The organism is Kribbella soli, assembly GCF_004331345.1.
Taxonomy (GTDB): domain Bacteria; phylum Actinomycetota; class Actinomycetes; order Propionibacteriales; family Kribbellaceae; genus Kribbella; species Kribbella soli.
This window is the reverse complement of sequence record NZ_SJJZ01000001.1, coordinates 247,558-259,499: the sequence shown is the minus strand read 5'-3', so window position 1 is coordinate 259,499 and position 11,942 is coordinate 247,558. Positions and strand designations below refer to the sequence as shown.

The window sequence follows — 11,942 nt, the reverse complement described above, 5'->3', positions numbered from 1 at the left end:
TTTCGCTGGTCCCCGGCCACGCCGGGAACCGATTTGGTTGCTCGGCCCGGATCCTCTAAACTAAAGACACAACGACGCGGGGTGGAGCAGCTCGGTAGCTCGCTGGGCTCATAACCCAGAGGTCGCAGGTTCAAATCCTGCCCCCGCTACGGAAGAAGGCCCGGACCAACAGGTCCGGGCCTTCGTCTTTACTTCAGAGGTCTGACCTGCGCGTTTGTCCTCGCTGTGATCTACCGAACATGGTGAGGTTGGGTCGTACTCTGTTGCTCACTCGGGCGGATCGCGGTCCGGTTCGGTGCCGTCGTTACCCAGATCATTACCCAACCTCGCTTCCACGGCCGTCTCGGAGGCCTCGTTGTCGGCCGCGAGACGCTCGATCATCGCGCCCATGGCGTCGGCCATGACTCGATCAGTACCCCGCGACCTGTGGGCGTAGATCTTCCCCGTCACGGTCACGTCTGCATGGCCTATCCGCTCGCTGAGCGTCTTGATGTTGTTCCCTGCGTCTTGGACCAGCGTGGCGTAGGTGTGGCGGACGTCGTGCAGGCGGATGCGCGGTACGCCTGCCCGGTCGACCATGCGGTTGAACCGCGCGGTGATCGTGTCGGGGTGCAACGGTCGGCCCTCCGGCCCCGCCATCAGGTAGTCGTGGTCCGGATAGCTCCTTCCGAAGTCCTTTCGCTCTTGGTTCATCTGGTCGATGAACCTCTTCAGATGGCGGACAGTGAACGCGTCGAGCGATATCTCTCGCTGACTGGCCTCCGACTTGCCATCGGATGCCTGCGCTCGCCCGGCGACGACAACTCGTGTGTCCTCGATCATCAGTTCGCCGTTCTCCAGGTCGACGCCCCGGCGCTCAACACCGGCCAATTCGGCACCCCGGTCTCGGCCGCGATCGGCTCCGGCCCCCGTCGCAGCCGCTCGAAACAGAGGTCGGAGACCGCCGCCACCAATGCGGGAGTCAGGGCTGGCTGTACTGACCCGTAGTACGTGAGATAATTACCTTTGTAGACAGGGCTTGCCTCCCACCTGCGGGTGGCCAGGAGGTCAGGGCTGGGATCCCCGGGTGAACCGGGACCCAGCCTTTGCGCGTGTTAGCGGACCTTCATATCGATCGGCTCGACGGGTCCGCTGAGCTACTCGAACACGGCGGCCGGCTGTGACCGTGCCAGCCGCCTCAGGCAACCACAGCATCGGCTCAGTCAGCGGTCGGTCGAAATCGACCCGCATCCCGCTGGGATGGCCTTCGAGCCACGCATGCTGCTGACGATCTTCCGATCCCCGCGCATCGAGTGACTCGGTGCTTGCCTCAAGCCATACCTGAGTGACGTCGACTACCTGCCGGCGCGCGCAGCCGATCCGTCACTGACCTTCCGGAATTCATCTCCGGACGATAAAAGGAGCAATTGAGGAATGAACATCACAGCAACCGCCGCCGGGGACTGGGCGCTCGGCGACGTCGTCGTTCACCGGATGGGCTTCGGCGCCATGCGGATCACGCCGAATTCCGATCGCTCGGTCGCGATCCAGGTGCTGCGCCGGGCGGTCGAGCTCGGCGTGAACCACATCGACACGGCCGCGTTCTACCGGTCGCCGGGTGGGACGCTCGGTGTCGGCGAGGGCGAGGTCCGATATGCCAACGAGTTGATCCGCGAGGCACTCGCACCGTACCCGGACGGTCTCGTCATCACCACCAAGGTCGGACCGGGTGAGGATCCCGAGCGCGGTTTCCACCACGCGGCGACCGCGGCCGAGCTGCGTGCTCAGGTTGAGACGAACCTGCGACAGCTTGGGGTCGACTGCCTGGACGTGGTGAACCTGCGGATCATGAAGAAGCCGGGCGCGGACTCGATCGTGGAGCGGTTCGGCGCGCTCGCGGACCTGCGCGGCGCCGGGCTGATCCGCCAGCTCGGGATCTCGAACGTGCGGACCGACCACCTCGACGAGGCCCTGGCTATCGCACCGGTGACGTGCGTACAGAACAGCTACGCGATCGACCTACGCCGCGAGGAGGACGAGCTGATCCGGCGGTGCGCGGAGCGCGACATCGCCTACGTGCCGTTCTTCGCGATCGCCGGTGCGCAGCGGGAGACCGGCACGGCGCCCGACCACTCAGGAGCCGTGGAGAAAGTCGCCGCACAGCACGGCGCCTCACCACAGCAGATCCGCCTGGCCTGGACACTCCACCAAGGCCCCAATGTCCTGGCCATTCCCGGCACCGGCAACCCATCCCACCTCGAGGAGAACATCGCGGCCGGCGCCATCCGGCTCTCCCCAGACGAGCTCGCCAGCCTCGGCTAGCTGGACGCCTCCATGGCCAGCCGTGCCGAGCTCCTAGCTGCTACCAACCTGATGGCCGGGTACAGCTAGATCCCGGTCGGTGGGCGCACTCGTCGGTTCTGACGCCGCTGTCGGAGGGTGAGATCGAGGCGTTCCAGCGCCAGCGGGAGGGGCGAACTTTGTACCCAGAACCGTACCCAGGACGTTAGGGACGGCGGAGTTCGGATGGGGTCGGATGAGACGAATCGGACACTCGGTGAGCGTGCAGCACTGGTCGGAGCGGGATCGTCGAGACCGGCTGAGACGTGTTCTTTCCTACTCATAACCCAGAGGTCGCAGGTTCAAATCCTGCCCCCGCTACGGAAGAAGGCCCGGACCAACAGGTCCGGGCCTTCGCTTTGTTCGTAGGGTCTGACCTGCAGGTTTGTGCCCGGTTCGTACAGCTCGCCGCGTGGGAGGTACTGACTCCAAGGCGGCCATTGGTCGTCGTCGTGGGGGGTACTCCTGGTACCTGACTCATCCCGAACGGCCCTGACAGACTTCTTGCAGGCCATCCGATCCACCTGGAGGGATCGGTGCGCACGGCTACAACACGCAAGAAGGAGCGCTTTGCCTGATCCCGGCGGAATACCGAGCCATCCGAACGAGACCGAGATGCCGCCGCCACAGGACCTGACACCTGCGACTGCGTCAGCCATCCCCGACGCCCCGCACGCGCGGATCGTCATCGCGATCGCGTCGCTGGGATTCTTCCTGATCACCTTGGATATCTCGATCGTCAACGTCGCACTCGCCCGGATCAGAGTCGAACTCGGCGGCGGAACGACCGGCCAGCAATGGACCATCGACGGCTACACCCTGCTGTTCGCGGCCCTGCTGCTGTACGCCGGGAACCTCTCGGACCGCATCGGCGCGAAGAAAGCTCTCGCGGCAGGCATAGTCGGGTTCGGTCTCGCCTCAGCCGCGTGTGCGGCCGCGCCCACCATCGGATCGCTGATCGCCGCCCGGTGCGCCCAGGGCGCTGCCGCGGCCATCATGTTGCCCGCATCAATGGCGCTGGTGCGCGAAGCGTTCCCCGATCCCCGTAGACGGGCCAGCGCGCTCGGCGTATGGGCGGTCGGCGGTGCCGTCGCCGGGCTGGTCGGGCAGCCTCTCGGGGGGCTGCTGACCACGCTCGACTGGCGTTGGGTCTTCACAATCAACCTGCCTGTCTGCGCCGGCATGGTCGCCTTCCTGGTCGCAGTGGCGACCTCGCCTACTCGGCCGTCCCGTTTCGACTGGGCAGGCCAACTCCTCGCCGTCATCGCCCTGGCCACACTGGTCTTCGGCCTGATCGAAGGCGGTCACCGCGGCTTCACGGGTCCTCCCGTGATCATCGCCCTCGGAACGGCTGCGATCACGCTCGCCGCCTTTGTGTTCGTCCAAGCCCGTGGTCAGCATCCGATGATGCCATTGCAGTTGTTCCACGCCCGCGGGTTCCGACTGGCCTTGCCCGTGGGGTTCGCGTTCATGGTCGGGAACTACGGCAACGTATTTGTCGTCAGCCTGTTCCTCCAGCAACACCTCGAGCTGACCCCGCTCCATGCCGGACTGGCGTTTCTGCCGTCAGCCTTCTTCGCAATTGCCGGGAACCTTGCCAGCGGACCGGTCACCAACAGATTCGGAGCCCGGGTGCCTGTCGTGGTCGGCTTGCTGTGCATGACCGGTGGCCTCCTGGCGTTGTTGCTCACCGCATCGTTGGAGTCGCCGGTCATCACCGCGCTGTGCGTCATCCCGATCGGCGCAGGCGGCTCGCTGGCCATGCCCTCGATCACAGGAGTCGTCCTTGAAGGCGTTTCAGCCGAACGAGCCGGAACCGCCAGCGCTGTGTTCAACACCTTCCGGCAGGTCGGCGGAGCAGTTGCCATCGCCGTCTTCGGAGCCCTCATCGCCAATCCCGATACCTTCCTCACCGGCATGCGGATCAGCCTCGCCTCTGCCGCCGCCCTCCTCCTGCTCGCAGCCATCAACAGCACCCGAACCCAACCCCGAGACTGACCAGCAGCAACCTTCAGCTGTTTCCACGCGGTCTCGGCAGGTCGATTGTCCGGCGACGGTTTGACGCACACGCCTAGCCGCTGACCGCGACCGTCCCTTCCAGCAGCGCGCTGTACGCCGCCTCCGCGGCGCGTCCTGGGGAGACGCCAGACGGGGTGTGCGCGAGAAAGGAGTCCGTCGACCCGCTGTGCACGATCCGGCCCCGGCTCAGGACGGTGACGTGCTCGGCCTCCTCGGCGAGGTCGGCGATGTCGTGGGTGGGCTCGTCGAGCAGCAGGACGCGCGCGTCGTCGCCAGCGTTGCGGCCACCCCGACCCGGCGCAGCTGCCCGCCGGAGAGCTCGCTCGTCCTTGTCCCGGCCCGGTCGGTGAGCTCGACCCGGGCGAGGGCCAGCTCGGCGCGGTCCCACGCGTCGCGACGGTTCATGCCCTTGATCAGCAAGGCGAAGTGGGGCGGGAATGCGCGAGCCAGTACGACGACGGCGAGCACGTGCGGCGAGCGGAACAGCCGATGCCGTGAGCTTTTTACCCGTGTTGCACCGCCGGAAGGCGACAGCTGCTACCCGCCGTGTCAAACCCTCACCGACGAAGCGCGACGCGGCAACCGGGGATAGGCGCGGGGGACTGGGGATAAGCCATAGCCTGTCCCCGGTGCCCGGGGGTGTCCCCAGTTCCAGTTGGCTTACTCGAGGTTTGTGATGACTACCTTGAGGGCTTCTTGTTCTGCGGCGTTGGCGAAGGTGTCGTAGGCCTCTTCGAACTGGCCGAACGGGTACTGGTGGGTCACGAACTTCTCGGGGGCGATGGCGCCCGTCTTGATGTCTTCGAGGAGCTCTGGCGCCGTGATGGCGTTGACCAGGCCGGTGGTGATGGTGAGGTTGTTGATCCAGTGCCGCTCGATCGGGAACTCGACGCTCTCGCCGTGTACGCCGACGTTGGCGACATGCCCGCCGGGCCGGACGGACTCGAGCGCGGTGCTGAACGTTACGGGAAGGCCCACCGCTTCGATGGCGACGTCGACGCCTAAGCCGTCGTGACTGAGTTCCCGCAGGGCCTGTACGACGTTGTCGCCGGCCTCGATCGTGTCGGTCGCCCCGAAATCGCGGGACCGGTCGAGCCGGAACTTGTTGCCGTCGACGGCGATGATCTTCGAGGCGCCGGCTGTGCGCGCGGTCATGATCGCGGCGAGTCCGACGGGTCCGGCACCGATGACGGCGACGACGTCCCCGCTCTTGACGGCGCCGTTGAGTACACCGATCTCGTAGCCGGTGGGGAGGATGTCGCTCAGCATCGCGCCCTGTTCGGCGGAGACTCCTTCGGGGAGCGGGATCAGGCCGTTGTCGGCGTACGGGACGCGGACGTACTCGGCCTGGGTTCCGTCGATGAGGTGCCCGAAGATCCAGCCGATGCCGCCGAGGGTCTTGCAGTGCGAGGGCAGGCCGGCCTTGCAGTAGTCGCACGTCCCGCATTTGCTGATGCAGGAGATGATGACCCGGTCTCCGACCTCCACGCTCTTGCAGTCGGCGCCGACCTCGGTGACCACACCGACACCTTCGTGGCCGAGGATCCGGCCGTCGGTGACGGCGGGTACGTCGCCTTTGAGGATGTGCAGGTCCGTGCCGCAGATGGTCGTGACCTCGACCTTCACGATCGCGTCGGTCGGGTCCTTGATCACCGGATTCGGGACGTCTTCCCAGGCCTTCTTGCCAGGTCCGTGGTAAACGAGCGCCTTCATCGGTACTCCCCTTCTCGTCGGCCAGCCGGTACCAAGGGTGCGCACCGTTACACCTCGGATGCTCACACCACAGGCCGACGCCGCCGGTCTCATCTTGAGACGGCAGGCGGAGTGAGGGATGGAAGTGAGTTCGAGGTGCAGCGGCTTCTAGACCAGCAGGCGGACGGTTAGGCCTAGGTGGTCGCTGGGGTAGCTGTCGTCGACTGCGGCGGATTCGACCGTTGGGCCGGAGAGTAGGACGAAGTCGATGCAGTGCGGGGACCTGTCCGGAGGGAGATAGGCCCGGTGGAAGGTCGGTGGGCAGTCGTCGCCGAACGCGTCGGTCAGGCGGGATTCGCGGAGGAAGTCGCGGTAGAGGGAGCTGTCGCGGGCGATGTTGAAGTCGCCGGTGAGGACGGCAGGCTCTTCAACGGTTCCGACGTACTGCGCCAGCGTCGTGAGCTGGGTGCGGTGGAGCCCGTGGTAGCGGTTGGCGGGGGACCAGTCGCCGTCGTGGTTGGCGGACAGGTGGACGTTGAGGATTGTGAGGCCCGAGAGGCTCGTGGACAGCACGCCCTTGAGTGATGCGGTCAGGCGAGTTTTGCGCGGCAAGGCACTGAATTCAGAGGCCGGGATCCGGCTGTACGTGGTAGTCGCGACCGGGTGGCGGGAGAACGTCACCAGGCCGCCTGCTGGGCCGGCCGCGGAGGGACGGAAGCTGGCTCGGTACGACGGCATGGACGAGCGCAGCAGGCGCAGGTGGTAGTAGGTGAGGACCTCTTGCAGGTTGACCACGTCTGTGTCGGACGCCTCGAAGGCTTCGGCCATCGCGGTGTACCGGGAGCGCAGGTCAGAGCTGAAGAGTGGGACTCCGCGGGTGTTGAGGGAGGCGACTGTCAGACGGGTCAATTGACGGCGAGTTCGCCGAGTTCGGACCAGCTGTCCTGGGGGAGTTTGAAGTTGACGATGCGGGGAGTCTCCACCAGGTGGGGTGGGAGGTGTTGCTGAGCGGCCTTGAAGTGGGCCGAGGTGACGTGGTGGGTGGCGGCGTCGTCGTCGGCGAACGCCTCTACGAGCACGTACTCGTTGGCGTCGTCTACCGAGCGGGACCAGTCGAACCACAGGCAGCCGGGTTCGGCGCGGGTTGCGGCGGTGAAGTCGGCGGTGATGGCCGGCCAGTCGTCGGCGTGCTCAGGCTTCACACGGAACTTCGCGGTGATGAAGATCATGAGGACAAACCTAGCGGCCACCGCAGCGGTGGCGGTCGCAATCTGAGATCAGCGAAGGGTGAACCCGGTACCCAGGGCGTCGCGTGGGTCCAGGCTGAACGTCGCGGTGCCGGTGCGGTAGGCGGTGCCGGTGACTTCGGTGATGACGCCGTCCGGGGTCTCCTCGACGACGCGGCCGAGGAACGTCGTATCGACGATGGAGTCGTGGCGCAGGACCTCACCCGTGCGCAGGCGTCCTTCGTCGTGCAGTAGGGCCAGGCGTGCCGACGTACCGGAGCCGCAGGGGGAGCGGTCGGCCTCTCCGTCGGCGAACACCGCAAGGTTGCGCTGGTGCGCCGGCCCGAGATCGTCGTACAGGATCGTTCCGTAGAGACCGCTCAAGCGAGGATCGTGAGGATGTACGGCGACCGCGTCCAAGGCCCACTTGATCTCGCGACCAATCGCGATCAGGTCCGCGTAACACGCCGGCGTCACCGACAGACCGACCGACGAAGCGAGGACCGAGGCGTAGAACGCCCCGCCGTAACTGATGTCCGCCAGCACCGATCCGCGCGCCGTCGGCACCTGCAGGCCACGGCTCAGCACGTACGACGGAACGTTGCGGAAGGCAACGCTCAACACCGAACCGCCGGCGCAACTGACCCGCGCGGCCACCCGCCCCGACGGTACGTCGATAACGACGTCCGTCTCGCCATCAGCCGCGACCTGGACCAGACCGGTTTCGACCGCCCAGGTCGCCAGCGCGATCGTCCCGTGCCCGCACGCGGTCGAGTACCCGTCCTTGTGCCAGAAGACCACTCCGAAGTCGGCGCCGTCGTCGTCACCCGGTACGACGAACCCGCCGTACATGTCCGCATGACCACGCGGCTCGTTCACCAGCAACCGCCGTACGGCGTCGATCGCCTCGGACGACTGCGCCGCGACCCGGCGGTCCGCCACGGAGGTTCCCGGAATCTCGACCGAGGTCACGATCCGGAAGGGCTCCCCGGCCGTGTGATAGTCCACAACGCTGACGTCATCCACAGACGTACCTTAAACAAGCGAAAGCCGCCGTCCGCCCCGATGACGGGGCAAGGCGGCGGCTGGGAGCGGCCTGGAACCGGGTTGGGTCAGGCGGCTTGGGGTACGCGGTTCCGCGCGGCCCAGACGGCTCGGCGCAGTTTGGCCTTGTCGGGGTAGCCGGCCTCGCAGCCGATCACGTACACGTCGTGGCTGCGCATGTTGACCATGCCGGCCACGTACCAGACCGGGCTCCCCTCGGCCAGCATGGTGACGATCATGTTCCGGATGTCGGTGGTGATGTTCATTCTGACCCTCTCCTTTGGTCGCTCTTACTGATACGTCGGACCAGAGGGGCCGGATTCGACACGTCCTCGAGAAGAAAATTTCGGCAAAACAAAGCGCCCCGATCGATGATCGGGGCGCTCGTCCGTGTGGGTCCCGGGGGGAGTGGGACCACCACACGTTGGGGGGGACTTTGACGTTAACCCGACGAAGGGGTCACTCTCGGCAGTCTCTCGCAACATCCGTCGCCGAACGGCACCAGACCTGCGCTCAGCGGTTCGTTCGTCGGCGATACAGCGAAGTCGCCAGCACGACGGAGAACAGGAGTAGACCACAACACCAGGCGAGTGCGATCCGGCCGTTGTTCTCCATCGGCGTTCCGATCAGCAGGCTGCGGACGGTCTCGATCACCGGCGTGATCGGTTGGTGCTCGCTGATCGGCCGCAACCACGACGGCATCGACTCCGGCTGCACGAACGCGCTGCTCAGGTACGGCAGGAACAGCATGAAGAAGCTGAGCGTGCTGGCCGACTCCACCGACTTGGCGATGACGCCGAGCCCCGCTGCGAGCCAGGACAGCGCGACGACGTACAGCAACAGCAGCCCGATCGCCGCCAGCCAGTCCACCACTCCGCCCTCGGGGCGGAACCCCATGGCGAGCGAGGCCAGGATGACGATCGCCGTCGACGTCGCGTTGCGCGCGACGCTCGCGACCACATGCCCGGTCAGTACGGCGAAGCTGTGGATGGGCAGCGAGCGCAGGCGGTCGATCATCCCGCTGTTCATGTCGTCGGCGACCACCATCGCCGTCGACGAGGCGCCGTATCCGGTGGTCAGCAGCAGGATCCCCGGTACGACGTAGTTCACGTACTCCGTCCCGGTGTTGATCGCGCCGCCGAACACGTAGACGAACAACGCCATCATCAGCAACGGCAGCAGGAGCGACACGAACAACGTGTCGACGTTGCGCCGCGCCAGCCGCACACTGCGGTCGATCATGGTCACCGCGTCCGAGCAGGCGGCGACGACTCCCTGGTGTGACATCAGCTACCTCTCAGGCGGTCAGTGCTAGGAACACGTCATCGAGCGTGGGCCGGTGGGACGAGACCCGCTCCGGCGTCAGCCCGTTGTCACGCAGTACGTCGAGGACCTGGTGCAGGTGCGCCGCCGTACCGTCCGACGGAACGTTCAGCACCAGCTGGTCGACCACACCGCTCAGTACGCCGGCAGCTTTCAGCAGCTGCACCTCGTCGGTGAAGCGCAGCTCGATCCGTTCGCCACCGATCTGGGTCTTCAGCGCGTCCGCAGTACCACTGGCAACGATGCGCCCCTGGTCGAGCAGGACGATCCGGTCGGCGAGCCGGTCCGCTTCCTCCAGGTACTGCGTGGTGAGCAGGATCGTCGTACCGTCGCGGACCAGCTCCACGATCGCGTCCCACATCGCCGACCGGCTGGCCGGATCGAGTCCGTTCGTCGGCTCGTCCAGGAAGATCACCTGCGGGTGCGCGATCAGGCTCATCGCCAGGTCGAGCTTCCGCCGCATGCCCCCGGAGTACGTCTTCACGCGCCGGTCCATCGCGTCGGTGAGTCCGAACTGTTCCAGCAGCTCCGTCGTACGCCGCCGCGCAGTACGCCGGCCGAGGTGCATCAGCCGGCCGACCATCACCAGGTTCTCCCGCCCGGTCTGGTTCTCGTCGACCGCGGCGAACTGTCCGGTCAGGCTGATCACGCCACGGACCCGGGCCGGTTCGCGGAGTACGTCGTACCCCGCGATGGTCGCCGTACCGGAATCCGGGCGGGTAAGCGTGGTCAGGATCCGAACCGTGGTGGTCTTGCCGGCGCCGTTCGGGCCCAGCAACGCGAGCACCGATCCCTCCGCGACGCTCAGGTCGACCCCGGTCAGCACCTCGGTCGCGCCGTACGACTTCTTCAAGCCGGTCGCTTCGACGATCATCGTCCCCTCCTTACTGCGTATTGAATACGCTAAATAGCGTAGCAGGTACGCAGTAATGGTCGGCAAGCCCTAAACTGACCCGGTGGAGAACAACGAGCTGCCGGCCGACGTCGCGCTGATGTGGCGGTTGCGTGAGAAGCCGCGGCGCGGGCCGAAACCGTCGCTGACGCTCGACGACATCGTCGCGGCGGCGATCGCGATCGCCGATGCCGAAGGCCTGGCCGCCGTCTCGATGGCTCGGGTCGCCGAGCGGCTCGGGAACTCGACGATGGCGCTGTACCGGCACCTGAAGAGCAAGGACGACCTGCTGGTGATCATGTCCGACGCCGCGATCGAGCGTCCGGAACCGATGCCCGAGGGCGTCGACTGGCGGACCGGGCTGACGTTCTGGGCGGACGGCGTGCTGACCGCGATCCGGCGGCACCCGTGGTACGCGAAGGTGCCGATCTCCGGTCCGCCCGCCGGTCCGAACAACCTCGCCTGGTTCGACTCCGCGCTCGGCGTGCTGAAGGACACCGGCCTGCCCGAGGAGGCGAAGGTCGGCGTGGTGATGGGCCTGATCACGTACGTGCAGGGGGAGATCCGGATGGCATTCGACCTGGCGGCCGGCTACGCGGAGAACCCGGATGCCTTTCAGCGGTTCGGCTCGACGCTCCGGCGGGTCGCGGATCCGCGGGTCTATCCGGCCGTGGCGCGCACGGTCGACGCCGGCGTGTTCGACGAGGTGGGGAGCTTCGAGGAGGACAACGAGGCCGACTTCGACTTCGGCCTGCAGCTCTACCTGGACGGGGTCGCTGCGTTCATTGACCGGGTTGGATGATCGCGTCGGCCGCCGATGCGGTCGCCGCGATCAGGTGCGCGTTGCGTTCGTCGGAGCCGTACGTGCGTTCGTGTGCTTCCTCGGGTGATCTGCCGAACGCCCGGTGCCTGGCTTCGAGGCGCGCGTGACGGAGCTCCTCGGGCACCTCGACGTACCAGCACTGATCGAGCAGGCTGCGGACGATCGACCAAGGCGCCTCGTTGAGCAGCAGATAGTTGCCCTCGGTGAGGACCAGCGTGACCTCTGGGGCGATTCCGATGCTGGCGGCGATCGAGTCCTCGATGCTGCGGTCGAAGCGCGGCGCCCAGATCTGCTCGTCCGGTGATTCCTTCAACCGCTTGAGGAGCGCGACGAAGCCGTAGCCGTCGAAGGTGTGCGGCGCACCCTTCACGTCCGCGAGTCCTTCGGCCTCCAGCACCGACTGCGCGAGGTGGTAGCCGTCCATCGGGACGAGCGCGACCTTGTGCCCGTCGGCGGTCAGCTTCGCGGCGAGTTGCTCGGCGTACGTCGACTTGCCCGCCGCCGGCGCCCCGGTGATCCCCAGGATCTGCCGCCGCCCTCGTGTTGCCAACTCGACGGCACGATCGTAGGCGGCGGCTGAGTCCAATGTGCGCACCCCAGTGAT

Annotated in this window: 13 protein-coding genes and 2 tRNA genes; 5 read left to right on the top strand and 10 right to left on the bottom strand. The window is 66.5% G+C overall.

What is annotated here, in order from left to right:
- Positions 1 to 75: 75 nt before the first annotated feature.
- A tRNA-Met gene (locus E0H45_RS01285) sits at positions 76 to 149 on the top strand.
- Between the two features lie 118 nt (positions 150 to 267).
- Here E0H45_RS01285 and E0H45_RS01280 read toward each other — a convergent pair.
- The gene (locus E0H45_RS01280; protein WP_165546327.1) at positions 268 to 870 is read right to left on the bottom strand and encodes a site-specific integrase; all 603 of its coding nucleotides are present in this window, start codon (positions 868 to 870) and stop codon (positions 268 to 270) included.
- A 543-nt stretch (positions 871 to 1,413) separates the two neighbouring features.
- Between E0H45_RS01280 and E0H45_RS01275 the strand changes: the two genes are divergently transcribed.
- From E0H45_RS01275 to E0H45_RS01265, 3 genes are all read left to right on the top strand, one after another.
- On the top strand, positions 1,414 to 2,301 hold the full coding sequence (locus E0H45_RS01275) for an aldo/keto reductase (protein WP_131334424.1): 888 nt from the start codon (positions 1,414 to 1,416) through the stop codon (positions 2,299 to 2,301).
- A gap of 257 nt (positions 2,302 to 2,558) precedes the next feature.
- Positions 2,559 to 2,640, top strand: a tRNA-OTHER gene (locus tag E0H45_RS01270).
- Positions 2,641 to 2,934: 294 nt separating this feature from the next.
- Positions 2,935 to 4,317, top strand: coding sequence for an MFS transporter (locus tag E0H45_RS01265; RefSeq protein ID WP_131334423.1), 1,383 nt, complete (start codon positions 2,935 to 2,937; stop codon positions 4,315 to 4,317).
- A 207-nt stretch (positions 4,318 to 4,524) separates the two neighbouring features.
- Here E0H45_RS01265 and E0H45_RS01260 read toward each other — a convergent pair whose 3' ends face one another.
- The 8 genes from E0H45_RS01260 to E0H45_RS01225 form a co-directional block, all read right to left on the bottom strand.
- Positions 4,525 to 4,806: a P-loop NTPase family protein gene (locus E0H45_RS01260; protein ID WP_131334422.1), complete on the bottom strand. Its 282-nt coding sequence runs from the start codon at positions 4,804 to 4,806 to the stop codon at positions 4,525 to 4,527.
- A 192-nt stretch (positions 4,807 to 4,998) separates the two neighbouring features.
- Positions 4,999 to 6,051, bottom strand: a complete 1,053-nt coding sequence (locus E0H45_RS01255) for a zinc-dependent alcohol dehydrogenase family protein (RefSeq protein WP_131334421.1) — start codon at positions 6,049 to 6,051, stop codon at positions 4,999 to 5,001.
- A gap of 147 nt (positions 6,052 to 6,198) precedes the next feature.
- Complete coding sequence (locus E0H45_RS01250) at positions 6,199 to 6,939, bottom strand: endonuclease/exonuclease/phosphatase family protein (protein WP_165546326.1); 741 nt, start codon at positions 6,937 to 6,939, stop codon at positions 6,199 to 6,201.
- Positions 6,936 to 7,259: a putative quinol monooxygenase gene (locus tag E0H45_RS01245; protein ID WP_131334419.1), complete on the bottom strand. Its 324-nt coding sequence runs from the start codon at positions 7,257 to 7,259 to the stop codon at positions 6,936 to 6,938. The genes E0H45_RS01250 and E0H45_RS01245 overlap by 4 nt, the downstream gene beginning before the upstream one ends.
- Before the next feature lie 48 nt (positions 7,260 to 7,307).
- Entirely contained in the window at positions 7,308 to 8,282 is a 975-nt protein-coding gene (locus E0H45_RS01240; RefSeq protein ID WP_131334418.1) for a proline racemase family protein, read from the bottom strand.
- Between the two features lie 86 nt (positions 8,283 to 8,368).
- Positions 8,369 to 8,566, bottom strand: coding sequence for a hypothetical protein (locus tag E0H45_RS01235; protein WP_130383912.1), 198 nt, complete (start codon positions 8,564 to 8,566; stop codon positions 8,369 to 8,371).
- Positions 8,567 to 8,813: 247 nt separating this feature from the next.
- A complete protein-coding gene (locus E0H45_RS01230) occupies positions 8,814 to 9,587 on the bottom strand; it encodes an ABC transporter permease (protein WP_131334417.1) in 774 nt (257 codons plus the stop codon).
- Between the two features lie 10 nt (positions 9,588 to 9,597).
- Positions 9,598 to 10,497, bottom strand: a complete 900-nt coding sequence (locus E0H45_RS01225) for an ATP-binding cassette domain-containing protein (RefSeq protein WP_131334416.1) — start codon at positions 10,495 to 10,497, stop codon at positions 9,598 to 9,600.
- Between the two features lie 82 nt (positions 10,498 to 10,579).
- Here E0H45_RS01225 and E0H45_RS01220 point away from each other — a divergent pair, with 82 nt between their 5' ends.
- The gene (locus tag E0H45_RS01220) at positions 10,580 to 11,317 is read left to right on the top strand and encodes a TetR/AcrR family transcriptional regulator (protein WP_238154734.1); all 738 of its coding nucleotides are present in this window, start codon (positions 10,580 to 10,582) and stop codon (positions 11,315 to 11,317) included.
- On the opposite strand, the gene E0H45_RS01215 is transcribed toward E0H45_RS01220, so the two are convergent.
- Entirely contained in the window at positions 11,298 to 11,933 is a 636-nt protein-coding gene (locus tag E0H45_RS01215; RefSeq protein ID WP_131334415.1) for a nucleoside/nucleotide kinase family protein, read from the bottom strand. The two genes, E0H45_RS01220 and E0H45_RS01215, sit on opposite strands and share 20 nt — an antisense overlap.
- Positions 11,934 to 11,942 lie beyond the last annotated feature (9 nt).